Raw genomic sequence first — 24,489 nt, 5'->3', positions numbered from 1 at the left:
GGCGTTCCGATCAGTGACGGGAGGGGAGCGGGCCGCGATCGGCGAGCTCCACATCGCGGTTGTAGCGGTACAGGCGGGCGGGGCGGTGGCTTCCGGTGCGGAAGCGCTCGGTCGGGATAAGCGTGTCGGAGGTGTCGACCTGGCGGCGGAAGTTCGCCGGATCCAGGCGCTTGCCCAGGATCGTCTCGTTCACCTCGCGCAGGTCGGCGAGGGTGAACTCGTCGGGGAGCAGTCCGTGCGCGATGCGGCTGTAGCCGACCTTGTTGCGCAGACGCCAGAGCGTGTACTCGACGATGTCGTTGTGGTCGAACGCCAGCGGCGGCAGATCGTTCGCGTCGAACCACTCGACGTTCTCGGGGGCGTCGCCCTGACGCGCGTGGGCGGCGACCTGAGCGTCGACCTCGTCAGAGCGCAGCAACGCCCAGTACACGATCGACACCACCCGTGTGGGGGAGCGGTCGACGGCCCCGAATGCGTACAGCTGCTCGAGATAGCTCGGGGTGAGGCCGGTCGTCTCGGCGAGGGTGCGGGATGCCGCGACGTCGAGCTCCTCGGTCGCGTCGAGCCAGCCGCCGGGCAGGGCCCACCGTCCATCGAACGGGTCGCGCGTGCGACGCACCAGGGGGAGCGACAGCACCGGCTCGTCGTGCTCGTTCCGCCGGACGCTGAAGATCACGGTCGATACCGCGACGCGCACGTCGGCGTCGCGGGACTCGGGGCGAGGGGTTCGTGTCATGGTGACCATATCTCCGGGACCGATCTTAGTGTCATTCCGACTCGAAGGGCGAATTCCGGGGCGGTTGCGAGGCGGGGCGCCGGCGCGTGGTGGCCCCGGGGCCATTTCTGGCGCCCCGGGGCCACGACGCCCCGGGGTTCGGGCGTGGAGCCGGAGTTCGGGCTGAGTCGCGCAACCGGCCTCACCTCGCGGGGTGGCCCCGGGGCCACTTCTGGCGCCCCGGGGCCACGGACGCCCCGCCCGGCCGGCCCCGCGCGTCGAAAGGGTTCTCTCAGACGGGCGTCTTAGCCTCGATGCGAACACAGGAGGTCGGATGCCGATCGTCGACATCGCCCTGATCGCCCTTCTGGCGGTCGCACTCGCCGTGGGGCTCTCACGGGGCTTTCTCGCCACCGTCGGCTTCTTCGCGGGCCTCGCGCTCGGTGCCGTCGCCGCGTACTGGGCGCTGCCGTTCGTCGGTCAGTGGGTCACCGACCTCGCGTGGCGCGGACCCGCCATGATCGGCGCCGGGATCGCGCTCCTCGTGATCGGTTCGGGTCTCGGCAGTGCCGTGGGTAACTTCTTCCGTCGTGGCGCCGACCGCATCAAGCTGCGCGGTATCGAGCGCCTTCTCGGCGGAGTCGTGAACGTCGCGGCCGCCGCCCTGACGATCTCGTTCGTAGCCGGCTCTCTTACCCCGGTGGGCGTGCCCGTCGTCTCCGCGGCGCTCGGCTCGTCGACCGTAGTGCGCACGATCGACGACCTCACGCCCGCTCCCGTGCGCGGTGCGCTCGCCGAACTGCGAGGAACGATCTTTGCCGACGGCATCCCTCGTCTGGGCGAGCTCATCCAGATCGGCCCGGTCCCCACCACTCCGAGCATCGCCCTCGACGACCCCGCTCTCACCCAGGCCGCGCAGTCGGTCGCCCGGATCTCGGGCACCGCGTACGCGTGCGGCATCACTTCGAGCGGCTCGGGCTTCGTCGTGGCCGAGAACCGCGTCGTCACCAACGCGCACGTCGTCGCGGGGGTCGATACTCCGCTCGTGGAGCTCCCCGGTCGTCCGGCCCGCGAAGGCCGCGTCGTCTACTTCGACCCGATCGACGACATCGCCGTCATCTCGGTCGATCAATTGGATGCCGCGGCCCTGTCGATCGCGCAGACCCTCGCCGTGGGCGCGCCAGCCGTCGTCCAGGGCTACCCGGGTGGAGGGCCGTTCACCTCGGGAAGCGCGCAGATCCTCTCGGAGGGCACGGTTCCGGTTCCCGACATCTACGACGATTCGCGGGCTCCGCGCGACATCTACGCTCTGGCCGGCATCGTGCGCCCGGGCAACTCGGGCGGTCCGCTGCTGACCACCTCGGGGCAGGTCGCGGGCATCGTGTTCGCCCGCTCCGACACCGACGACAATGTCGGCTACGCCATGACCCCGACTGAGCTCGAACCGGTGATGGCCCAGATGGGGTCGTTGTCGGCGCCCGTGGCGTCCGGGAGCTGCACGCGCGGCTGAGCCGCCTCCGCGCCTCGGGCGGTGGGGAGGCCAATGCGCCGCCCGCTTCGGCGAGCGCTCTCGGCCCCGCCGGCGACGAGGGCCGTCGGCCGTGGGGCGGGTGAAATTTCCCTCTGGCGCCCCGTGTCGCTGCGTCATCTGTCTATGCTCCTGCGCATGGGGGACATCTCGATATCCGTCGATGAGGTGCGGCGGGTGGCGGCGAAGATGGTCGATGTCGTGCCCGACGAGCCCGACATCCGGGGCTTCTCCGTCGCAGACCAGCCCGACCTGAGCCTCGCCCTGGCGGAGTTCGTCGGGTGCATGAACGACTGCACCGCCGAACGTCGACGTGGTGTCCAGGCGCTCGCGGCGGGGCTGCGCGAGGTCGCGGACATGTTCGAGAGCCTGGATGCCAGCACCCAGGCCGACATTCGAGCGCTGGGCGCCGTCGAGGGGTGGGTCATCGAGTGACTGCCGAACTCGGTGATACCCGAGACCCATCCGCCCTCATCGCCGGCGATGTCGTCGCTCTGTATCGGGCGGCCTCCGCGTGGAGGCGGCGTGAGCAGAACGCCGACGAGGTCGGGGCAACGCTTCGGGCGATGCAGGCGGTCGCGGACTGGACCGGTGAAGCGGCCTACGCCTACGGGACGCGTGTCGGGGAAGTGGCGTCCGGCTGGTCCGCCATGGCGACCGCCTTCCGGCACGGTGGATCGGCACTCGAAGACGTCGCCGCCGCGATCGACGCGGCACGGGCACGGGCGGGAGACGCCGTCGATCTGTGGGACCGAGCCGACGCGCTCGACGCTGCGGCTTTCGAGGAGCCGCCCGCCACGCCCACCGGTTGGCTCGGGCCGGACCGACGAGCGTTCCTCGGCTCCGGACCGCGAGCAGAGGCGAGAGCGGTCCTCGCGGATGCGCGTGCGGCACTCCGCGATGCCGCGCAGAAGGCGGCTGCCGGGCTTCGCGCCGCGATCGCCGTTCCCGGCCTCGGCGCTGACGAGTGGGCGGCTCTCCTGACGGGTTGCGCGAACCCCGGCCAAGTGCTTGACGCTCTCGCCGGCGCGGATGCCGGGAGCGTGGCCGCTCTTCTGCGGGCCCGTCCGAACCTCGCCGGGATTCTCGCCCAGGCAGAGCCTGCGGCCGTCGCACCCTGGTGGTCGCACCTAGACGCGGCGCAGAAAGACGCGCTCATCCACGCCGCGCCGTCGATCATCGGCAACCTCGGAGGAGTCGCCTACGCGGCTCGCGACGAGGCAAACCGCATCTGGCTGGAGGACCAACTCGCAGACGCGCGGGCGGCGCTGGCCGAGGCGGAGAAGCCGCCGACATACGACGAGATCGTCGGGGGACAGGCCGCCGCCGAGGCGTATGCCGAGCGGCTCGATCGTGCGCGTTCTCGGGTGGAAGGCCTTGAGAACATCGAGTCGTCGCTGACGCCACCTGCCGGCGGCGCCCCTCGACACCTCATCACTCTCACGGGGGACTCGCCCCCTCTCGCCGCGATATCCATCGGCGATCTCGACACCGCAGACAACATCACATACGCGGTGCCCGGCATGGGAACCACGACGGAGGGAATGGGGAACTGGACGCGCGCCTCCCAAAACCTCGCCGATCTCCAGGACCAGATGGATCCGGGGAGAACACACGCAGTGGTGGCGTGGGTGGGATATCAGACGCCTCCCGTGCCCATCATCGAGGGCGGTTTCGACGTCATGGGCACCGCCTTCGCAGAGAGAGGCGCGGACAACCTCGCCCGTGACCTCTCTGCCCTCGAGGTTCTGCATCCGGGGGCGCAAGTGAACGTGGTAGCCCACTCCTATGGGACGACCACTTCATCTATCGCGCTGACCCGTGACGACGTGCATGTGGACTCTTACGTCACTCTGGGTTCAGCCGGGCTCCCGCCAGAGATCGACTCGGCGACCGACCTGCACGCGGAGGCTGTCTTCTCGGGGCAGGCGCAAGATGTGTGGGCCGTCGACCCCGCGGGCGGCGATCAGTGGGCGTGGACGGGACGTCTATCCCCACTGCACCCTGTGGACCCGGTGAGCCCTGGTTTCGGCTCTCATGATTTCAGCGTTGCGGGAGGCGCAGGCCTCGAACCGGTAACGGATCACGGCGTGCTCACATCCAGCGGCAACGGTTACCTTGATACGCGCACCGAGTCGCTGAGAAACGTGGTGCTCGCGACGACGGGACAAGGCGACGGGGTTTCGCCATACGTTGCGCCCGGCCCAACGCCCTTCCAGAAAGCACTCATCGAAGGATTGACACATGGCAGAGGGTTATAGCTCGCGCGCGCAGCGAGTATCGCTAGCACTCCTGCTGTCGAGTGTGCTGCTCGTTGTCTCGGCATGCGGCACGTCAAAGGAGGCGGAGATGAGTCCAGACGAAGCGCGAAACGCACTCGTCAGCACGATAGAGGCCAGTGCGGCCCAGCTCGATGTCGCGGGGTGGTCTCGGAGTCACGCGCCAGAGGTTGGAGACTGCGGGGCGCGGGCCGGGATGCGAGCGAACTACTCGTTCACATACGGTGCTCCGGCCCCTGAGGGCCATCACGAAGCGGATGCACGGGCGGTGGCCGACTACTGGCGGTCTTTAGGTATGGACGTGCGTCTCGTGGAAAGTCCCGCATACGTGGTTTACGGAAGCGGCGGACCCGTCGAGGGGCTTACCTTCTCCACAGGACCTGGCAACTACTTCATAGCCGGCGAATCGCTTTGCGCATCCGGCGATGCCGATGAGCTCCGCAAGCAGGACAACGGCTGAACATCTCACGACCCGCGCCCGAGCTCCGCTAGGCTGACCCCACAAGTCCACACCGGCCCCATGATCGATGCGGGAGAGCTCCGGCGAACGCAGCCGGACACCGAAGGAGCAAGCCTCCCCGCCAATCTCTCAGGTACGCGTACCGCGTCGATCGGGCCACTCTGGAAAGAGACCCGGATGCACCGTCCCGGGTCCGCCGACGGTGAAAGCCCGCGCTCGATTCGACCGCGCGGGTGAAACTCTCAGGTCCATGACAGAGGGGGAGTTCTCCAGGCGTCGTCCGACGTCTGTCCGTCATCGCGAACGGCAGAACTCATGACCGAAACCCCCGCTCCACCGCGCACGTCGCCGCTGAACGATCGACACGAGGCCCTCGGTGCCTCGTTCACCGACTTCGGCGGCTGGAACATGCCCGTGCGTTACACCTCCGACCTCGCCGAGCACCACGCGGTGCGCACGGCCGCGGGGCTGTTCGACATCTCGCACATGGCCGAGTTCCGCGTCGAGGGCGAGGCCGCGCCCGCGTTCCTCGACTTCGTGCTCGCCGGGCGCCTGTCGACCATGAAGATCGGCAAGGCGAAGTACTCGCTGGTGCTCGCCGAGAGCGGCGGCATCGTCGACGACGTCATCGTCTACCGCACGGGGGAGCAGAGCTTCCTCGTCATCTCCAATGCCGGTAATCGGGATGCCGTGGCCTCGGCCTTCGATCTGGCGCGGCGCACGTTCCCCGAAGCGCCGCTCGTCGATGACGTCACCGACGACTACGCCCTCATCGCCCTCCAGGGGCCCGAGGCGCGCGGCATCCTGAGCTCCACCCCGGGGGTGCAGATCACCGGCACCGCTCTCGACGAGCTCGGCTACTACGCCTGGACCGAGGGGACGTTCGAGGACGCACCGTTGTTCGTCGCCCGCACCGGGTACACCGGCGAAGACGGATACGAACTCATGATCCCCACCGCGCAGGCCGCCGCGCTGTGGGACGCCGCGCTCGCCGCGGGTGCTGCTCACGGTCTCGTACCATGTGGCCTCGCTGCGCGTGACACCCTCCGCCTCGAGGCGGGCATGCCGCTGTACGGTCACGAGCTCTCGCGCGACATCGTCCCCGCCCAGGCGGGACTCGGCCGCGTCGTCGCCACCGACAAAGAGGCGTTCGTCGGAAAGGACGGCCTGTCGTCCGGATCTGCCGAGGCGCCCGTGCTCGTCGGCCTCGTCTCTGCGGGTCGTCGCGCGGGTCGCGCCGGCTACGCCGTGCTGCACGGGGACGACACCGTCGGAGAGATCACCAGCGGAGCCCTCAGCCCCACGCTCGGCCACCCCGTCGCGATGGCGTTCGTCGACCCCGCGGCATCCGAACTCGGAACCGAACTGACCATCGACGTGCGCGGGACCCGCATCCCCGCGACCGTCACCGCCCTTCCCTTCTATCGGAGAAACGCATGACCGACCTCACCGCCCTCAGCTACACGTCCGAGCACGAGTGGATCGCCCTGGAGGGCGACATCGCCACCGTCGGCATCACCGACTTCGCCGCCGACAAGCTCGGCGACGTCGTCTTCGTCGAGCTCCCCGGCGCCGACTCCGCGGTCTCGACGGGCGACGTGTGCGGCGAGATCGAATCGACCAAGTCGGTCGGTGAGCTCTACGCCCCGATCACCGGCACGGTCGTCGAGGTCAACGACGCCGTCGTCGACGACCCCTCCCTGGTCAACGCCGAGCCCTTCGCCGGCGGATGGCTCATCAAGATCCGCGTCGACGGCGAGCTCCCCGCCGACCTGCTCGACCGTGCCGCCTACGAGGAGCTCACCGCGTGAGCACTCTTCTTCCTCCGCGCACCGACGCGGGAACGCCCGCGGTGTTCGTCGACCGCCACATCGGCGTCGACGCGGCGGCCCAGGCCCGCATGCTCGAGACCGTCGGCTACGACAGCGTCGAGGCGCTCGTCGAGACCGCAGTCCCGGCATCCATCCACGTCCAGCCCCGCGCGACCAGCTCGATCCCGCCCGCCGCGACCGAGGCCGAGGCGCTCGCAGAGCTCCGCGAGCTCGCCACCGCGAACCGCTCGGCCCGCCCCCTGATCGGCCTCGGCTACTACGACACGGTCACCCCGTCGGTGATCGCGCGGAACGTGCTCGAGAACCCCTCCTGGTACACCGCGTACACGCCCTACCAGCCCGAGATCTCCCAGGGCCGGCTCGAGGCGCTCATCAACTTCCAGACGATGGTCACCGACCTCACGGGCCTCGCCACGGCGAACGCCTCGATGCTCGATGAGTCCACCGCGGTCGTCGAGGGCATGCTCGTGGCCCGCCGCGCGTCGAAGGCGAAGACCGACGTCTTCCTCGTCGACGTCGACGCCCTGCCGCAGACCAAGGCACTGCTGCACCACCGTGCCGCGGCGGTCGGCATCCGCATTGAAGAGACTTCATTCGCGGGCGAGCTGCCCGAGTCGTTCGGCGCCTTCGTGCAGTACCCCGGTGCGACCGGCCGCGTGTGGGACTTCTCGGCCGTCGCCGAGTCGGTCCACGCGAACGGCGGACTCGTGGTGGCGGCGGCAGACCTGCTCGCGCTCACCCTGCTGCGTTCGCCCGGCGCCCTCGGCGCCGACGTCGCGGTCGGCACGACCCAGCGCTTCGGTGTGCCGCTCGGCTTCGGCGGACCCCACGCCGGTTACATGGCCGTGCGGGCGGGCCTCGAGCGTCAGCTGCCGGGCCGTCTCGTCGGAGTGTCCCAGGATGCCGTCGGCGCCCCCGCCTACCGCCTCTCACTGCAGACGCGCGAGCAGCACATCCGCCGCGAGAAGGCGACCTCCAACATCTGCACCGCCCAGGTGCTCCTCGCCGTCATGGCCGCGATGTACGCCGTTTACCACGGGCCCGACGGCCTCCGAGCGATCGCGACGCGGGTCGCGCAGAAGGCCGATGCCCTGGCATCCGCTCTCCGCTCGTACGACCTGACCCTCGACAGCGACGCGTTCTTCGACACCGTGCGCGTGCACGTTCCCGGGCGCGCGCAAGACGTGGTCGACCGCGCCCGCGAGGGGGGATACCAACTGCTCTGGGTCGACGATGCGACCGTGGGCATCTCGGTGGATGAGACGACGACGGATGCCGACATCTCGGCCGTCCTGCACGCGTTCGGGCTCCCGATGGGCGATCTGCCCGAGGGGGAGGCGCTGCGCGGCATCGACGGGACCCTGCACCGAGACGACGAATACCTCACCCACCCCGTCTTCCACACGCACCGCAGCGAGACGGCGATGATGCGCTACCTCAAGTCGCTCGCCGATCGCGACTACGCGCTCGACCGCGGCATGATCCCGCTGGGCTCGTGCACGATGAAGCTCAACGCGGCCACCGAGATGGCGGCCGTGTCGTGGCCGGAGTTCTCGCGCGTGCACCCGTTCGCGCCCGAGGCCGACGTGCACGGCTACCTCGAGATGATCGACCAGCTCGAACGCTGGCTCGCCGAGGTCACCGGCTACGACGCGGTGTCGCTGCAGCCGAACGCCGGATCACAGGGTGAGCTCGCGGGACTCCTCGCCATCCGCGGTTATCACCTCGCGAACGGTGACTCCGAGCGCACGGTGTGCCTCATCCCATCGTCGGCGCACGGCACCAACGCCGCGTCCGCGATCCTCGCGGGCATGAAGGTCGTCGTCGTCGCGTGCGACGAGGCGGGCAACGTCGACCTCGACGATCTGCGCGCCAAGATCGCTCAGCACGCCGAGGCGCTGTCGGCGCTGATGATCACGTATCCCTCGACCCACGGGGTGTACGAGCACGACGTGCTCGAGATCACGCAGGCCGTGCACGACGCCGGCGGCCAGGTCTACGTCGACGGCGCGAATCTCAACGCGTTGCTCGGCTTCGCCCGCTTCGGCGACCTCGGTGGCGACGTCTCGCACCTCAACCTGCACAAGACGTTCGCCATCCCGCACGGCGGGGGCGGTCCGGGTGTCGGTCCCGTCGCGGCGAAGGCGCACCTCGCGCCGTTCCTGCCGTCGCACCCGTTCTCGCAGCGCGCGGATCACGCCGGCGGCGTGTTCGACGGCGGGCCGGTGTCGGCCGCTCCGCACGGCTCCGCCGGAATCCTTCCCATCTCGTGGGCGTACGTGCGGATGATGGGCGCCGAGGGGCTGCGTCAGGCGACGGCCGCCGCGGTGCTCTCGGCCAATTACATCGCCACGCGCCTGCGCGAGCACTACCCGGTGCTGTACGCGGGTGAGGGGGGCCTGGTCGCGCACGAGTGCATCCTCGACCTGCGTCCGCTCAAGGAGCAGACGGGTGTCACGGTCGACGACGTGGCCAAGCGCCTCATCGACTACGGCTTCCACGCGCCCACGATGTCGTTCCCGGTCGCCGGCACCCTGATGGTCGAGCCCACCGAGAGCGAGGACCTCGCCGAGCTGGATCGCTTCGTGGATGCCATGATCGCCATCAAGCACGAGGCTCTGGCCGTCGCCGCGGGAGAGTGGCCCGCCGACGACAATCCGCTGGTGAACGCGCCGCACACGGCGGAGACCGTCGTGATGGGGGAGTGGGAGCACCCGTATTCGCGCGCGACGGCCGTGTACCCGGTGCGTTCGCTCATCCGCGGCAAGTACTGGCCGCCCGTGCGGCGCATCGACCAGGCCTACGGCGACCGCAACCTGGTGTGCTCCTGCCCGCCGCCGGAGGCGTTCGCCTGAGCCGGTGACCGTGGACCGTCGCTGAGCGGCATCTGGCCGGCATCCTTCCCTCGTCCGCGGGGGAGCGCCGGTGAGGTGCCGCTCAGCGCTCGCCGAGCCGGACGGCGCGCACCGGCAGATCCTCAGGGGGCGTTTAGTAAAGTGCCCCCTGTGCACCACGGGCTCAACGATGTTTCTCGACCGACTCGACGCCGTGGCGGCCCGGGGCGGATGATCGCCCTCGTCGTCGCTGCAGGGCTCGCGCTCGCCGGTTGCTCGGCCGCCGAACCCGCGCCCGAGCCGGCGAAGGAGCAGCGCACGAGCCTGACCGTCGGGATCGTCGGCTCGCCCACCAGCTACAACGCCGCCAGCGCCGCGGGTGACACGGCCGCCAACCGCGCCGTGGCCGCCCTCCTCGACGAGAAGCTCGGCTCGCTCGACGGCAACCTGCAGGTCGTGCCCAACAACGGGCTCGGACGCATCACGCGCGTCGAGGGCGACCCGTTGACCGTCAGCTACGAGCTGTTCTCCGACCGTGTGTGGTCGGACGGCACACCGGTCACCCTCGACGACCTGCTGTTCGGCTGGGCCGTCACCTCGCACTTCTTCGACGACGCCACCTACGACGCCAATGGCCAGGTCGTGTCGGGCACCCGCTACTTCGACACCGCGGAGCCCGCCGACCCCAACGCCCGGACGACGCGGCCGCGGCTCGACCGCGCGAATGACACGCTCATGCTCACTTACGACCAGCCGTTCGCGGACTGGAACCGGCAGTGGCTGCTCGACCGGCCCGTGCACGTCGTCGCGCAGCGCGCGGGTGTGAGCGTCAAGGATCTGCTCACGGCGATCCTCACCGCGCCCGAGGGCGACCCGCAGGCGCCCGTGACGCCGAATCCCGTGCTGGCCGCCGCCGCCCAGGCCTGGAACACGGGCTTCGACCTCGCGCCGGGCACCGACCCCGCCGGTGTGGTGTCGTCCGGCCCGTGGACGGTGTCGGAGATCACGGCTGACACCCTTCAGCTCGCGCGCCGCGACAGCTATCGGGGCGACCACTTCCCGGGTCTCGAGGGGCTCACGGTGAAGTTCTTCCCGGATCGGGCCGCCCAGCTGTCGGCGCTCGAAGCCGGCACGGTGGACGTGGCCAACGTCGGCGACCTCGACGTCGCCGAGCGCAAGACCCTGACCGACGCGGGCTTCACCGTCCAGGTGGGCCCCACCTCCGAGACGCTGCAACTACGGTTCGCCGCGACGACGGCATCCGATCTCCGCCAGGCGACGACACTGTCGCTCGACCGTTCCTCGCTCGTCCAGGACGTCCTCGGCGCCGTCCGTCCCGATGCTCAGCCCCTGCAGTCCTTCCTCTCGTCGCCGGCGACCGGCCAGCTCTACAACGACCTGGTCTCGGGGAACGGCGCTCCCGGCACGGGGGCCGACGTGAACGGCGCGCGCTCCGCGCTGAACGACCGGGCGGCCGTGCTCCGCGTCGCCTACGACACGACCGATCCGACGGCGTCGCTGGTGTTCCCGCGCCTCGTTTCGATGGCCGCCAAGGCGGGGATCGCCGTCCGCGCGGCGACGGCGACCGAGGTCCCGGATGCCACGCTCTCGTGGGTCGGTGAGGACGAGAGCCTCTACCGGTCGGCGCGTGACCGTATCGCCGAAGGGATCGACGGGGGAGACACCCAGGAGCTCTTCGACGACCTCACCACGCGCACTGACCCCGTCGACGTCCTGTCGGAGGCCAAACTCATCGACCGGTCGCTGTTCGCGGCGTACGCGGGAGTGCCGCTGCTCGAGCGCACGGGCGCGGTCGTCAGCGCCGCGGGCGTCGGGGGAGTGACCTACACCTCCGAGCCCAACGGTCTGCCGCCGGCGTTCTGGACCTGGTCGCCGCCGCAGTCCTGAGCCTCAGGAGGTCGGGGACGGCGCGGGAGTGGGGGCGAAGATCCCCGGCCACCACGCTGCGGCGAGGGGATACCCGACGAAGGCGACGATGTCGATGATCGTGTGTGCGACCACCAGGGGCATCACGCGACCCCATCGCTTGTAGCACCAGCCGAAGACCAGCCCCATCACGACGTTGCCGAGCGCCGAGGGCCATCCCTGGTAGAGGTGGTAGCTGCCCCGCAGGAGGGCCGTCGAGACGATGATCCCCGTCCACGACCAGCCGAGACGCCGTAGGCGGTCGAAGAGGAACCCGAGGAAGATGACCTCCTCGGTGAGGCCGGCGCGCAGTGCCGCGAGGATGAGTAGCGCGATGACCCACCACGACGAGTCCAGGGGAGCAGGGATGACCGCGATGCTCTGCCCGAGTGCCCGGCCGATCGCGTACACGCCGATCCCGGGTGCGCCGATCAGAACCACCAGCAGCAGACCGCGCGCGGCGTCGCCGCCGAAGCGTCGGAAATCGAGGCCGATGCGGCGGAGGGCGTTGTTCGCCGGTTCCCACAGCAGATAGATGGCCAGGGCCACCAGGGCGAGCGAGAAGAAGATGTCGAGGAACTGGTAGATCGCGTCCCACAGCGGTTCGGCGCTGCGCGACGGGTTCAGCTGCGTCTGCTGCTGAGAGATCGGTGCGCGCGTGGCCGCCCGCACGAACGAGACGACCGAGTAGATCGCCGACTGACCGACGCTGACCAGCAGCACGATGGCGATCTCCCAGCCGAGTCGTCGTCGCCGATAGGTGTCGCCGCGGTCGATGGCCGGAGGATACGTCCAATCCGCGGGGCCCCGCGATCGCCGCCGCTTGTCATATTGCTCCATGGAGAGCCTCTCGAGTAAATGCTGTGTAACGTTTTTCAGAGGAGTTTGGGGCACCTGGGTAAACGTGCCTAGTGTGTTCTCATCCTGCCCGACGGATCTTTCGCGCGCCTTGTGCTGCGCGAAGGCCCTGCGTGGGCGACGATCATCCCTTCCCTGGAGGAACTGTGAAGCGCAACAAGATTGCCCTCTCCGGTCTCGCCCTGCTGGGAGCTGTCGGGCTTATGCTCGCCGGCTGCTCGGGCGGCGGAGACAACGGCGGCGGCTCGTCATCGGGCGGCGACGCCACGGCGATCATTCGGACGAACGGCTCGGAGCCGCAGAACCCGCTGATCCCCACCAACACCAACGAGGTCGGTGGAGGAAAGATCCTCGACTCGATCTTCGCGGGTCTGGTCTACTACGACGGAACCGGCGCCCCGGTCAACGACATGGCCGAGTCCATCGTCACCAACGACCCCCAGAACCTCACGGTCACCCTGAAGAAGGGTCAGAAGTTCACGGACGGCACCGAGGTCAAGGCCGACAACTTCATCAAGGCGTGGAACTACGGCGCCAAGCTGTCGAACAACCAGCTGAACAGCTACTTCTTCGAGGACATCGTCGGTTTCAGCTACGACGCCGACTCCGAGCTGACCGGTCTGCAGAAGGTCGACGACTACACCTTCACGATCGCGCTGTCGAAGCCGGCCGCCGACTTCGCGCTGCGCCTGGGCTACTCGGCCTTCTTCCCGCTGCCCGACGCCGCGTTCACCGACATGGCGGCCTTCGGCGAGAACCCGATCGGAAACGGCCCCTACAAGCTGGCCAGCACCGGCGCATGGCAGCACAACGTGCAGATCGACCTCGTCAAGAACGACGACTACCAGGGCGGTCGCACGGTCGAGAACGGTGGTCTGTCGATCATCTTCTACGCCACCCAGGATGCCGCGTACGCCGACCTGCTCGGCGGCAACGTCGACGTGATCGACGGCGTTCCCTCGTCGTCGCTGGCCACCTTCGAGTCCGACCTGGGCGACCGTGCGGTCAATCAGCCGGCCGCGGTGTTCCAGTCCTTCACCATCCCCTCGCGCCTCGCGCACTTCAGCGGTGAAGAGGGCAAGCTGCGTCGTCAGGCGCTGTCGATGGCCATCAACCGCCCCGAGATCACCGACACGATCTTCCAGGGCACCCGTACCCCGGCCAGCGACTTCACCTCGCCGGTCATCGCGGGTTGGTCGGACTCGCTCACGGGCGCCGACGTGCTGAAGTTCGACGCCGACAAGGCGAAGGAGCTGTGGGCCCAGGCCGACGCCATCTCGCCCTGGACCGGTACCTTCCAGATCGCCTACAACGCCGACGGTGGACACCAGTCCTGGGTCGACGCCGTGACGAACTCGGTCAAGAACACCCTCGGCATCGACGCGTCCGGCGCGCCGTACCCGACGTTCAAGGAACTGCGCTCGGCGGTCACCAACCGCAGCATCGAGACCACGTTCCGTTCGGGATGGCAGGCCGACTACCCCGGTCTGTACAACTTCCTCGGCCCGCTCTACGCGACCGACGCCTCGTCGAACGACGGTGACTACTCGAACCCCGAGTTCGACCAGCTGCTCACCGCCGGCATCGCCGAGACCGACCAGGAGACGCAGAACGCCGACTTCCAGAAGGCTCAGGAAGTCCTCCTGCGGGACCTGCCCGCCATCCCGCTCTGGTACTCGAACGTCACCGGCGGCTACGCCGAGGGCGTGAACAACGTCCAGTTCGGGTGGAACTCGGTTCCGCTGTACTACGAGATCACGAAGTAACCCTTCCGATCTCACCCGCGAGGCGGTGACGGATTCGTCACCGCCTCGCGGTCTGCCAGCCAGGCCTCATCACGACGTGTGATAAAACGGCACGGGTCCTTTCGCGGCCCACGCCCCCCTAAAAACGTCGGATGAGGCGTTTCCCACGTTCGAAAAGAGAGCGGATGCTCGGCTACATCCTCAGACGTCTGCTGCAGGTCCTCCCCGTGTTCTTCGGGGCCACCCTGCTGATCTACTTCATGGTCTTCGCCATGCCGGGGGACCCGATCCTCGGCCTCTTCGGCGACAAGACCCCCGCGCCCCAGGTCGTCGAAGCCCTGCGCGCGCAGTACCACCTCGACCAGCCCTTCATCGTCCAGTACATCCTGTACATCGGCGGGATCTTCCAGGGCGACCTCGGCACCACCTTCTCGGGGCAGTCCGTCAACGAGGTGCTCGCACGTACGCTCCCCGTGACCGGCCGCCTCGCGGTGATGGCCCTGGCCATCGAGCTCGTCCTGGCCGTCGTGGTCGGCACCATCTCGGCGATCCGCAAGGGCAAGCTGTTCGACAACGTCGCGCTCATCGTGGCCCTGTTGTTCGTCGCCCTGCCGATCTTCGTGGCGTGCTTCCTCGCCCAGTACTTCCTGGCGATCCAGCTCGGCTGGTTCAAGCCCACGGTGGGTGCCCAGAACAACTGGGGCGATCTGTGGCTCCCCGCCATCGTGCTCGGATTCAGCCTCTTCGCCACGAGCATGCGCCTGATGCGCGGCTCGGTCATCGACACGTTGAACCAGGACTGGGTGCGCACCGCCTACAGCAAGGGTCTGTCGCGTCGCCGCGTCATCCCCGTGCACGTGCTGCGCAACTCGCTCATCCCGGTCATCACGAACTCCGCGACGAACTTCGGTGTGCTCCTCGTCGGCGCCACCGTCACCGAGGGCATCTTCAACATCCCCGGTGTCGGTAACACGCTCTACCAGGCCACCATTCGCGGCGAGGGGCCCACGGTCGTCTCGTTCGTGACCGTCTTCGTCATCATCTACGTGCTGGTCAACCTCGTCGTCGACCTCCTGTACGGCCTCCTGGACCCGAGGATCCGCTATGTCAAGTAGTCAGTTCCCGGCGCCGCACTACGTCGCGCCGATCAAGACCGAGACCATCTCGGTCGACGCCGTTCGCGTCGCCGCCCGCAAGAGCAACCTGTGGCTCGACGCGTGGCGCGACCTGCGTCGTCGCCCCACGTTCTGGATCGCGCTGGCCGTCATGGCCGTCGTCATCCTCATGGCCGTGTGGCCGACCTTGTTCACCCAGGTGCCGCCCAACAACGACTGCCAGCTGTCCAACAGCAACGCCGGTCCCACCTCGGGCCACATCCTGGGCTTCACCTTCCAGGGCTGCGACACCTTCTCGCGCATCGTGTGGGGAGCGCGCACCTCGCTGTCGGTCGGTCTGCTCGCCACCGCGATCGGAACGATCATCGGCCTGATCATGGGCGCGCTGTCGGGCTTCTACGGCGGATGGCTCGACGCGGTGATCTCGCGCATCGGCGACATCTTCTTCTCAATCCCCTACATCCTCGCGGCCATCGTCGTGATGAGCGTGTTCTCGCAGTACCGCAACGTCGTCACCCTGGCGTTCGCGATCGGCGGGTTCGCGTGGGCGTCCACGGCGCGCGTGGTGCGCGCCGAGGTGCTGCGCGTGCGCCAGGCCGATTACGTCGCAGCGTCGCAGGCGCTCGGTCAGACGCGTTTCCGGACGCTGCTGACCCACGTCATCCCGAACGCCATCGCCCCGTTGCTCGTGGTGACCACGATCAGTCTCGCGGCGGCCATCGTCGCGGAGGCGACCCTGTCGTTCCTCGGCGTCGGCCTGGGCGGCGACACCATGTCGTGGGGTAACGACATCAGCCAGGCGCAGCAGTCGCTGCGCATCGCGCCGCTGGCGCTGATTTGGCCGTCCGTCGCCCTGACCGTCACGGTGCTGGCCTTCATCCTGCTGGGCGAGCTCATCCGAGACGCCATCGACCCGAGAGCGAGGGCCCGCCGATGAGCGACGCCACCATGACGCCGCTGCTGTCCGTGCGCGACCTGAAGGTCGCATTCCAGGGAGAAGGCGGCACGCGCGAGGTCCTCCACGGAGTCAGCCTCGACGTGTACCCCGGTCAGACCGTCGCGATCGTCGGCGAGTCGGGGTCCGGCAAGTCGACCACCGCCTCGGCGGTCATCGGCCTGCTCCCCGGCACCGGTCACGTCACCGGCGGCAGCATCACCCTCGACGGGCGCGAGCTCACCGATCTCAGCCAGTCGCAGTTCGAATCGGTACGCGGCAAGGACATCGGATACGTTCCCCAGGACCCGATGTCGAACCTGAACCCCGTGTGGAGCATCGGTTTCCAGGTCAAGGAGGCGATCCGCGCGAACGGCATCGCCACCGGCCGTAAAGAGGTCGAGCAGCGCGCGATCGAGGTGCTGAAGCAGGCCGGTCTCGCCGACGCCGAGCGTCGACTGCACCAGTACCCGCACCAGTTCTCGGGCGGTATGCGCCAGCGCGCGCTCATCGGTATCGGCCTCGCGGCCGACCCGAAGCTGTTGATCGCCGACGAGCCGACCTCGGCCCTCGACGTCACCGTTCAGCGCGTGATCCTCGACCACATGGCATCCCTCACCCGCGAGCGGGGCACCTCGGTGCTGCTCATCACGCACGACCTGGGGCTCGCCGCAGAGCGCGCCGACACGATCGTCGTGATGAACCAGGGCGAGATCGTCGAGTCGGGTCCGAGCCGCGAGATCCTCGAGAACCCGCAGCACCCGTACACGCAGCGACTGGTGGCGGCCGCCCCCAGCATCGCGTCGCAGCGCATCCAGGCGAAGGTGGAGGACCGCGGCATCCTGCGCGAGTCCGACATCGATGCTCCCGCGACGGTCAAGGTCACCGACCTCGTCAAGGAGTACAAGATCCGCCAGGGCGGGTTCCGCAGCGAGCAGTTCCGTGCCGTCGACGGGGTCTCGTTCGAGATCCCGCGTGGCAAGACGCTCGCCCTCGTCGGCGAGTCGGGCTCGGGAAAGTCGACGATCGCGAAGATGGTGCTCAAGCTCGAGGAGCCCACCTCGGGCTCGATCGAGGTCGACGGCGTCAACACCGGCAAGCTGAACGCGAAGGACACCTTCAACCTCCGCCGTCGCATGCAGCCGGTCTTCCAGGATCCGTACGGCTCGCTCGACCCGCTCCGCAGCATCGGCAACCTGATCGCGGAGCCGCTCAACATCCACAAGGTGGGTGACGGTGCCTCGCGCCGCGCCCGTGTGGAGGAGCTGCTCGAGCAGGTCGCGCTGCCCCAGGAGCTGGCATCCCGCTACCCGAACGAGCTGTCCGGCGGACAGCGTCAGCGCGTCGCCATCGCGCGTGCGCTCGCGCTCAAGCCCGACATCCTCGTGCTCGACGAGGCCGTCTCGGCTCTCGACGTGCTGGTGCAGGCGCAGATCCTCCAGCTGCTGGCGGAGCTGCAGTCCGAGCTGGGACTGACGTACCTGTTCATCACGCACGACCTCGCCGTCGTCCGCGTCGCCGCCGACCTGGTGTGCGTCATGGAGCGCGGCAAGCTCGTGGAGCAGGGCACGGTCGACGAGATCTTCGCCCAGCCGTCGCAGGAGTACACGCGGCGCCTGCTCGACGCCATTCCCGGCGCCTCCCTCTCGCTGGGCGGCGCGTGACGCGCGACGAGCGCTTCCGGGGCGCGGAGCATCCAAGGGTGTTCCGCGCCCCGTCGTCGATCGTCGGCCTGATCGTCGGCGCGGTGCTCGCGGTCGTCCTCTTGGGGGATGCCGCGCTCCGCGCCGGCGTCGGCGAGATGCTCCTGCTGGCGCCGTGGGTGCTGTTGGCGCTGTGGGCCGTTTACGCCCTGCTGTACGCCCCGCACGTGCGCATCGATGCCGACGGCATCCGCATCCACAATCCTCTGCGCATCGTCGACATCGCCTGGGCGCGTGTGGCCGACATCGACATGCGCTGGCAGCTCGAGATCCGCACCGACGAACCGCGCGTGGTGAAGGCCTTCGGCGGCCCCGTCGCGGGGCGTCCCGGCCGACCGCCGCTGCGCCGCGACGACGCGCGGGGCCGGCGCGAGCCCCCCGCGATCCGCGACCTCCAACTCATCCAGGAGTCCTGGGAGACCGCGCGACGCACCGCTGCGAAGAGCGGGGTCGTGACTCGCTCGTGGGACATTCCCTCGGTCATTTCCCTGCTGGTTCTGGTCGGCTGGGTTATCATCGCTTTGTTCATCTCAGGCGGTCTCGGCTGAGCGCGATGCTGCGCTCGACGGACACCGCAGTGGCAAAGCGCCATGTAAGAGCTTTGTTACGGTCGTGAAAAGTGTGTTCCCCCGGCACTCGTTTCATGGGAAGCCGACGTAGGGTCGCTGAAGATCCTTAGCCAGGCAAACGAATAGGCGGGGATCTCGAAGGCGAGAGGACCACCCATGATGCTGACCCCCGATGTGCTCCGGACGGGCTCGCGCACCTCATGACGCTGTACGTTCTGCGACGGTTCGTGAACTACGCCGTCCTGAGCCTGCTGGCGACGTGCCTCGCGTACGTGCTCGGCAGCGCTCTGCTGCGGCCCCAGGACCGCTTCTACGGCATGAATCCGCGTCCTCCGCAGGAGTCGATCATCGCGAGCTTGGATGCTCTCGGCGCCAACCCCGACGTGCCGATCCTCGTGCGCCTGTGGAACTGGCTCGTGAACCTGTTCACGAAGTTCTCGCTCGGCACCACCATCGGCGGCCAGGACGTCATGACCGAGATCGCGACGCGCGCCGGGACGAGCCTGCGCCTGCTGCTCATCGGCTCGCTCATCGGAGCGATCGTGGGCGTGCTCATCGGCGTGTGGGGAGCGGTGCGCCAGTACCGGGCCACCGACCAGGTGACCACCTACGCCTCGTACCTCGTGTTCGCGACGCCGACGTTCGTCATCGGCGTTCTCCTGATGATCGGCGCGACCAACCTCAACAACGCCGCGGGCACGCAGCTCATCCGCTTCACGGGGGAGTACACCGCGGGCGTCGAGGGCTTCTGGCCGATGATCGCCGACCGCGCTGTGCACCTGCTGCTGCCCACCCTCGCCCTGGTGCTCATCAGCGCCGCGTCGTACTCGCGCTACCAGCGCAGCATGATGCTCGACGTGCTCGGCGCCGACTACATCCGCACGGCCCGCGCCAAGGGTCTGCCGCGCACGCAGGCGCTCTTCCGTCACGGCGTGCGCATCGCGCTCATCCCGATGTCGACGTTCTTCGCCTACAGCTTCGGCACCCTCATCGCCGGTTCGACCATGCTCGAGATCGTCTTCTCGTGGCGAGGCATGGGGCAGTTCCAGCTCAACGCCGTCACCCAGCAGGACATCAACGCCGTGGCGGGGTCGACCCTGTTCGTCGCCGTGCTGGTCCTGCTGTCATCGACCCTGTCCGAGGTGCTCTACGCCGCACTCGACCCGAGAGTGAGGAGCTGACATGACCATGCAGGAAGAGGCCCTCGACGGAACGCTCGTCGCCACGAGCCCTGTCACCCGCGACCGCAAGCCGCTCTCGCGTGGAGCGCTCGTCCGCTCGCGTCTGCGCAAGATGCCCCGCTTCTGGGTGGGCGCGAGCATCCTCGTCTTCATCGTGCTGTGGGCCTTCATCGGTCCGCTGCTCTACCCCTACGACGCCACCCAGCGCGATTTCCTCAACGTCGGCTTGGGGCCGACCCAGCTGCACTGGTTCGGCACCAACGGCATCGGCCAGGACATCTACGCCCAGACGCTCGTCGGACTGCAGAAATCGCTCATCATCGGTGCCCTCGCGGGTATCGGAGCGACGCTGATCGCGGCGGCCGTCGGCTCGCTGGCCGGCTACCTCGGCGGCAAGATCGACGCGGTCATCGGCTGGCTGATCCACCTGCTGCTCGTCATCCCGTCGTTCTTCATCCTCGTGCTGCTGAGCCCGCTCACCCGCGGACTGTCGTGGATCGCGCTGACCTTCTTCCTCGCGGTGTTCAGCTGGATGATCCTCGCCCAGGTGGTCCGCAACCAGACCCGGTCCCTGCGCAACCGCGACTTCGTCCGCGCCGCGCGGTACATGGGCATGCCGACCCGGCAGATCCTGAGCCGCCACATCATCCCCAACATCGCGTCGCTGCTCATCATCGACGCGACCCTCGGCATCGTCTCGGCCATCATGGCCGAGACCTCGCTCAGCTATTTCGGCTTCGGTGTCCAGGCGCCCGACGTCTCGCTCGGCACGCTCCTGGCGTCGGGCACGTCGGCGGCGGTGACCCGCCCGTGGCTGTTCGTGTACCCCGCCGGCGTGCTGATCGTGCTGCTCCTGGCCATCAGCCTCATCGGCGACGCCCTGCGCGACGCCATCGACCCCACCTCAGGAGCGAACCGTGACTGACACCCGATCCGCCACCATGCTGTCCTCGACCGGCCGCTCGCCGCTGCTGTCGGTCCGCGACCTCAGCGTCACCTTCCCGCAGCGCGACGGGGCCGCCGTCCGCGCCGTGCGCGGCATCTCCTACGACGTGCACGAGGGCGAGTTCCTCGGCATCGTGGGGGAGTCCGGCTCAGGCAAGAGCGTGTCTTCGCTCGCGGTCATGGGCCTGCTGCCCTCGAACGCGCAGGTAGAGGGCGACATCCTCTACGACGGGCGTTCACTCCTCGGCATGAACGACGCCCAGCTGTCGAAGATCCGCGGCGCCGAGCTCGCGATGGTCTTCCAGGACCCGCTCTCGGCCCTGACGCCCGTCTACACGGTGGGCGATCAGATCTCGGAGGGGCTGCGGCTGCACGACCGCTCCCTGAGCGCCCAGGGTGCGCACGCCCGCAGCGTCGAGCTGCTCAAGCTCGTCGGCATCCCGGATGCCGAGCGTCGGGCCCGCGCGTACCCCCACGAGTTCTCGGGGGGAATGCGTCAGCGCGCCATGATCGCCATGGCGATCGCCAACGACCCGCGCGTCATCATCGCCGACGAGCCGACGACCGCTCTCGACGTCACCATCCAGGCGCAGATCCTCGAGGTGCTGCAGAAGGCGCGTGAGGTGACGGGCGCCGCCGTCGTGCTCATCACGCACGACCTGGGCGTCGTCGCCGGCCACGCCGACCGTGTCGCGGTCATGTACGCCGGCAAGCTCGTCGAGCGCGGCACGGTCGACGAGATCTTCCACGACCCGCACATGCCGTACACCGTGGGGCTCCTGCGCTCCGTGCCGAACATGCAGACCGCGGGTGCGCAGCGGCTCGTCCCTCTCGAGGGGCGCCCGCCGTCCCTCGCAGCGCTGCCGAAGGGCTGCCCCTTCGCCGCACGGTGCCCTATCGCGATCGACGCGTGCCACGACGTCGAGCCCGCGCTCGAGGTGCACGGAGCGGTGCCCGACCACGTCGCCGCGTGCATCCGTTCCGGCGAGATCGCCTCGGGTGCCCTCTCGCGACCCGACATCTTCCCCCGGCCCGAGGCGCTCGGCGAGATCCCGCCGCTGCGCCCCGACGTGACCCCGGCCGTCGAGGTCACCGACCTCGTGAAGCACTTCCCGCTGATGAAGGGCGCCGTCTTCCCGCGTCGCGTCGGTACGGTCCGCGCCGTCGACGGCATCTCGTTCTCGATCCAGCCGGGTCGCACGATGGGTCTGGTGGGGGAGTCGGGGTGCGGCAAGACCACCACGATCCTCGAGATCATGGAGATGGTCGCTCCGCAGAGCGGCAGCATCCGAATCAACGGCACCGACGTGGCCACGGTGGGTCGCAAAGACAAGGCGGCGCTGCGCAAGGGCATCCAAATCGTCTTCCAGGACCCGATGGGCGCGATCGACCCGCGCCTGCCGGTGGGCGAGGTCATCACCGAGCCGCTGCTGGTGCAGGGCGTCCCGCGCGCCGAGCGCGATCGCAAGATGCGGGAGCTGCTCGACCTCGTGGGGCTCGACCCGAACATGTCCGACCGCTACCCGCACGAGTTCTCGGGCGGTCAGCGCCAGCGCATCGGCATCGCGCGAGCTCTCGCGACCGACCCCGCGGTCGTCGTCCTCGACGAGCCGGTCTCGGCGCTCGACGTGTCGATCCAGGCCGGTGTGATCAACCTGCTCGAAGACCTCAAGGAGCGGCTTGGGCTCTCGTTCCTGTTCGTCGCGCACGACCTCGCGGTGGTGCGTCAGATCGCGGACGACGTCTCGGTCATGTACCTCGGACGCATCGTCGAGCAGGGCCCCGTCGATGAGGTGTTCGACGACCCGCGGCATCCGTACACCAAGGCCCTCATCTCGGCGGCGCCCATCCCCGATCCGCGCATCGAGCGCGCGCGCACGCGCATCCTGCTCGACGGCGACCTCCCGAGTCCCACGCAGGAGATCTCGGGATGCCGCTTCCGCACGCGGTGCCCCCTCTACCGCCTGCTGCCCGACGCCGACCGGCGCCGGTGCGACAACGACGACCCGGGCTTGCGTCTTCAGGCGCACTCCCAGGTGGCGTGCCACTACGCCGAACGGTCCGACCTCGTCCTCGAGACGGTGTCGGCCGGTTCCCCCCGAACGTCCCCGACCGACGGCACCACGTCGACGGGGGCCCTTCCCGATCACCAACGAGAGGATTGATCACATGAGAATGCGTAAAGCGAAGGCTCTCAGCGCTCTCGCGCTGCTGAGTGCCGCCGCCCTGGCGATCGCCGGGTGCGCGCCGGGCAACACCGCAGCGCCGTCGGCCAACCCCGAAGACCAGAACTCGCTGCCGTCGACTGCGTGGGTGCGTGCTGACGCCGCAGACGTCAAGGACGGCGGCACGCTGACTCTCGCGGTCGACTCCATGCCCGTGAACTGGAACAACTTCCAGATCGACGGCAACGAGGTCAACACGAACAACATCGTCGCGGCGATGCAGGGTGGACCTATCCGCATCGGCGAGGACGGCAAGCCCGTCGTCGACCCGAACTACGCCTCGTCCGTCGAGCTGACCAGCACCGACCCCCAGAAGGTCGAGATCAAGCTCAACCCGGATGCCAAGTGGGAAGACGGCACGCCGATCACCGTCGCCGACTACCAGGCCACCTGGAAGGCGAACAACGGCAGCAACCCGGAGTACGTCGTCATCTCGACCACCGGGTGGGACCAGATCTCCTCCGTCGAGCAGGGCACCGACCAGTTCGACGTCGTCATCACCTTCTCGTCGGTCTTCGCTGACTGGCAAAGCCTCTTCGGCCAGGTGCTCCCCGCGAGCGTCGCCAACGACCCGAACACCTTCAACACCGGGTACCTCACCAAGGCCCTCCCGTCCGCCGGCCCCTTCAAGCTCGCGAGCTTCGACTCGACGGCCGGAGTCGCGACCCTCGAGCCGAACCCCAACTGGTGGGGCGACAAGCCCAAGCTCGACTCGGTCGTCTTCCGCGCGGTCAGCCAGAGCCAGCAGGGCACGTCGTTCAGCAACGGTGAGATCGACGCGCTGAACATCAGCTCGAACGCCGACCTCTACCAGACGGCACAGAACGTGCCCGGGGCCGAGATCCAGGCGTCGAACGGTCTGACCTGGACGCACATCACGATGCGCGCTTCGAGCGGACCGCTCGCCGACGTGAACGTCCGCAAGGCCATCGCCTCCATCGTCAACCGCGGACAGATCGCGAACAACGCGAACTCGCCGGTCGGCGTCCCCGCCATCACGCAGGGCAGCTACATCTTCATGCCCGGCCAGGACGGCTACACCGACGACTCGCTGCCCTACGACGTCGACGCGGGTACCAAGTACCTCGAGGACGCCGGTTACACGAAGGACGGCGACTCCTGGACGAAGGACGGCACCGCCCTCTCGTTCACGGTGACGGTCCCCGCCGACACCACGACGAACATCCAGCGCGCCGAGCAGATCCAGGCGGACCTCGCCGAGGTCGGCATCCCGGTCGAGCTCGTCTCGGTCCCCGTGGGCAGCTACTTCTCGGACTACGTCATCAAGGGCGACTTCGAGATGGTGACGTTCTCGTGGCAGGGCACCGCCTACCCGATCTCCTCGAGCCGTTCGCTGTTCACGCCCGTCGACTCGGCGCAGAACTACACCGGCATCGCCGACCCGCGTCTGGACGCCCTGTGGGCCAAGGCCAACTCGGAGCTCGACCCCGACGCGCGTCTGCAGACCGCGCAGGAGATCGACAAGGTGCTCTGGGAGTCCGTGCCGATCATTCCGATCGCGCCGCTGCCGAACGTCTACGCCGTCAAGCAGGGCCTCGTGAACTGGGGCGCCACCCAGTTCGAGACCATCGACTGGACGATCGTGGGCTTCGCCAACTCCTGATCCGGTGACGAAGAGG

The 24,489-nt window shown here is 68.6% G+C and carries 18 protein-coding genes and 1 riboswitch; of the genes, 16 read left to right on the top strand and 2 right to left on the bottom strand.

The annotated features are described in order from the left end of the window. Positions 1-10 precede the first annotated feature (10 nt). A complete protein-coding gene (locus tag J2X55_RS10960) occupies positions 11-736 on the bottom strand; it encodes an NUDIX hydrolase (RefSeq protein ID WP_396653260.1) in 726 nt (241 codons plus the stop codon). Between the two features lie 313 nt (positions 737-1,049). On the opposite strand from J2X55_RS10960, the gene J2X55_RS10955 reads away from it, so the two are divergent. The 7 genes from J2X55_RS10955 (at position 1,050) to J2X55_RS10925 (ending at position 11,556) form a co-directional block, all read left to right on the top strand. After that, on the top strand, positions 1,050-2,225 hold the full coding sequence (locus J2X55_RS10955; protein ID WP_309823393.1) for a MarP family serine protease: 1,176 nt from the start codon (positions 1,050-1,052) through the stop codon (positions 2,223-2,225). Positions 2,226-2,381: 156 nt separating this feature from the next. After that, on the top strand, positions 2,382-2,678 hold the full coding sequence (locus tag J2X55_RS10950; RefSeq protein WP_309823391.1) for a hypothetical protein: 297 nt from the start codon (positions 2,382-2,384) through the stop codon (positions 2,676-2,678). Beyond that, positions 2,675-4,504, top strand: coding sequence for an alpha/beta fold hydrolase (locus J2X55_RS10945; RefSeq protein WP_309823389.1), 1,830 nt, complete (start codon positions 2,675-2,677; stop codon positions 4,502-4,504). Before J2X55_RS10950 ends, J2X55_RS10945 begins: the two co-directional genes overlap by 4 nt. Positions 4,505-5,042: 538 nt before the next feature. Beyond that, positions 5,043-5,137, top strand: a riboswitch (glycine riboswitch). Between the two features lie 160 nt (positions 5,138-5,297). Then, complete coding sequence (gcvT, locus tag J2X55_RS10940) at positions 5,298-6,422, top strand: glycine cleavage system aminomethyltransferase GcvT (protein WP_309823387.1); 1,125 nt, start codon at positions 5,298-5,300, stop codon at positions 6,420-6,422. Beyond that, the gene (gene gcvH, locus J2X55_RS10935) at positions 6,419-6,793 is read left to right on the top strand and encodes a glycine cleavage system protein GcvH (protein WP_309823386.1); all 375 of its coding nucleotides are present in this window, start codon (positions 6,419-6,421) and stop codon (positions 6,791-6,793) included. The genes gcvT and gcvH overlap by 4 nt, the downstream gene beginning before the upstream one ends. Positions 6,794-6,882: 89 nt before the next feature. Further along, entirely contained in the window at positions 6,883-9,669 is a 2,787-nt protein-coding gene (gene gcvP / locus J2X55_RS10930) for an aminomethyl-transferring glycine dehydrogenase (RefSeq protein ID WP_396653263.1), read from the top strand. Between the two features lie 210 nt (positions 9,670-9,879). Then, the gene (locus J2X55_RS10925) at positions 9,880-11,556 is read left to right on the top strand and encodes an ABC transporter substrate-binding protein (RefSeq protein ID WP_309823383.1); all 1,677 of its coding nucleotides are present in this window, start codon (positions 9,880-9,882) and stop codon (positions 11,554-11,556) included. Positions 11,557-11,559: 3 nt separating this feature from the next. On the opposite strand, the gene J2X55_RS10920 is transcribed toward J2X55_RS10925, so the two are convergent. Then, entirely contained in the window at positions 11,560-12,414 is an 855-nt protein-coding gene (locus J2X55_RS10920; protein ID WP_309823382.1) for a type II CAAX endopeptidase family protein, read from the bottom strand. A gap of 164 nt (positions 12,415-12,578) precedes the next feature. Here J2X55_RS10920 and J2X55_RS10915 point away from each other — a divergent pair, with 164 nt between their 5' ends. The 9 genes from J2X55_RS10915 (at position 12,579) to J2X55_RS10875 (ending at position 24,473) form a co-directional block, all read left to right on the top strand. Next, positions 12,579-14,198, top strand: a complete 1,620-nt coding sequence (locus tag J2X55_RS10915) for an ABC transporter substrate-binding protein (RefSeq protein ID WP_309823380.1) — start codon at positions 12,579-12,581, stop codon at positions 14,196-14,198. A 164-nt stretch (positions 14,199-14,362) separates the two neighbouring features. Beyond that, entirely contained in the window at positions 14,363-15,292 is a 930-nt protein-coding gene (locus tag J2X55_RS10910; RefSeq protein ID WP_115917696.1) for an ABC transporter permease, read from the top strand. Then, positions 15,282-16,229 (top strand): ABC transporter permease, encoded by a 948-nt coding sequence (locus tag J2X55_RS10905; RefSeq protein WP_115917698.1) that lies wholly within the window; start codon positions 15,282-15,284, stop codon positions 16,227-16,229. Before J2X55_RS10910 ends, J2X55_RS10905 begins: the two co-directional genes overlap by 11 nt. After that, positions 16,226-17,890 carry an ABC transporter ATP-binding protein gene (locus tag J2X55_RS10900; RefSeq protein WP_115917700.1) on the top strand — a complete coding sequence of 555 codons (1,665 nt, stop codon included), beginning with the start codon at positions 16,226-16,228 and terminating at the stop codon, positions 17,888-17,890. Before J2X55_RS10905 ends, J2X55_RS10900 begins: the two co-directional genes overlap by 4 nt. 38 nt (positions 17,891-17,928) lie before the next feature. Next, positions 17,929-18,477 (top strand): PH domain-containing protein, encoded by a 549-nt coding sequence (locus tag J2X55_RS10895; protein WP_309823378.1) that lies wholly within the window; start codon positions 17,929-17,931, stop codon positions 18,475-18,477. Positions 18,478-18,698: 221 nt separating this feature from the next. Continuing rightward, positions 18,699-19,679 (top strand): ABC transporter permease, encoded by a 981-nt coding sequence (locus J2X55_RS10890; RefSeq protein ID WP_309823376.1) that lies wholly within the window; start codon positions 18,699-18,701, stop codon positions 19,677-19,679. 1 nt (position 19,680) lies between these two features. Further along, positions 19,681-20,604: an ABC transporter permease gene (locus tag J2X55_RS10885; RefSeq protein ID WP_115917706.1), complete on the top strand. Its 924-nt coding sequence runs from the start codon at positions 19,681-19,683 to the stop codon at positions 20,602-20,604. Positions 20,605-20,620: 16 nt separating this feature from the next. After that, positions 20,621-22,789, top strand: a complete 2,169-nt coding sequence (locus tag J2X55_RS10880; protein ID WP_115917708.1) for an ABC transporter ATP-binding protein — start codon at positions 20,621-20,623, stop codon at positions 22,787-22,789. 4 nt (positions 22,790-22,793) lie between these two features. Continuing rightward, a complete protein-coding gene (locus J2X55_RS10875; RefSeq protein WP_181906439.1) occupies positions 22,794-24,473 on the top strand; it encodes an ABC transporter family substrate-binding protein in 1,680 nt (559 codons plus the stop codon). Positions 24,474-24,489: the final 16 nt, after the last annotated feature.

The organism is Microbacterium sp. 1154, from assembly GCF_031455375.1.
In the GTDB taxonomy this organism is placed as follows: domain Bacteria; phylum Actinomycetota; class Actinomycetes; order Actinomycetales; family Microbacteriaceae; genus Microbacterium.
This window is presented reverse-complemented; position numbering and strand designations above follow the sequence as displayed.

Coding starts and splice junctions, on each gene's coding strand:
- J2X55_RS10960 (WP_396653260.1), bottom strand. CDS start 736: ATGACACGAACCCCTCGCCCCGAGTCCCGCGACGCCGACGTGCGCGTC.
- J2X55_RS10955 (WP_309823393.1), top strand. CDS start 1,050: ATGCCGATCGTCGACATCGCCCTGATCGCCCTTCTGGCGGTCGCACTC.
- J2X55_RS10950 (WP_309823391.1), top strand. CDS start 2,382: ATGGGGGACATCTCGATATCCGTCGATGAGGTGCGGCGGGTGGCGGCG.
- gcvT (WP_309823387.1), top strand. CDS start 5,298: ATGACCGAAACCCCCGCTCCACCGCGCACGTCGCCGCTGAACGATCGA.
- gcvH (WP_309823386.1), top strand. CDS start 6,419: ATGACCGACCTCACCGCCCTCAGCTACACGTCCGAGCACGAGTGGATC.
- gcvP (WP_396653263.1), top strand. CDS start 6,883: ATGCTCGAGACCGTCGGCTACGACAGCGTCGAGGCGCTCGTCGAGACC.
- J2X55_RS10925 (WP_309823383.1), top strand. CDS start 9,880: ATGATCGCCCTCGTCGTCGCTGCAGGGCTCGCGCTCGCCGGTTGCTCG.
- J2X55_RS10920 (WP_309823382.1), bottom strand. CDS start 12,414: ATGGAGCAATATGACAAGCGGCGGCGATCGCGGGGCCCCGCGGATTGG.
- J2X55_RS10910 (WP_115917696.1), top strand. CDS start 14,363: ATGCTCGGCTACATCCTCAGACGTCTGCTGCAGGTCCTCCCCGTGTTC.
- J2X55_RS10905 (WP_115917698.1), top strand. CDS start 15,282: ATGTCAAGTAGTCAGTTCCCGGCGCCGCACTACGTCGCGCCGATCAAG.
- J2X55_RS10900 (WP_115917700.1), top strand. CDS start 16,226: ATGAGCGACGCCACCATGACGCCGCTGCTGTCCGTGCGCGACCTGAAG.
- J2X55_RS10890 (WP_309823376.1), top strand. CDS start 18,699: ATGACGCTGTACGTTCTGCGACGGTTCGTGAACTACGCCGTCCTGAGC.
- J2X55_RS10885 (WP_115917706.1), top strand. CDS start 19,681: ATGACCATGCAGGAAGAGGCCCTCGACGGAACGCTCGTCGCCACGAGC.
- J2X55_RS10880 (WP_115917708.1), top strand. CDS start 20,621: ATGCTGTCCTCGACCGGCCGCTCGCCGCTGCTGTCGGTCCGCGACCTC.
- J2X55_RS10875 (WP_181906439.1), top strand. CDS start 22,794: ATGAGAATGCGTAAAGCGAAGGCTCTCAGCGCTCTCGCGCTGCTGAGT.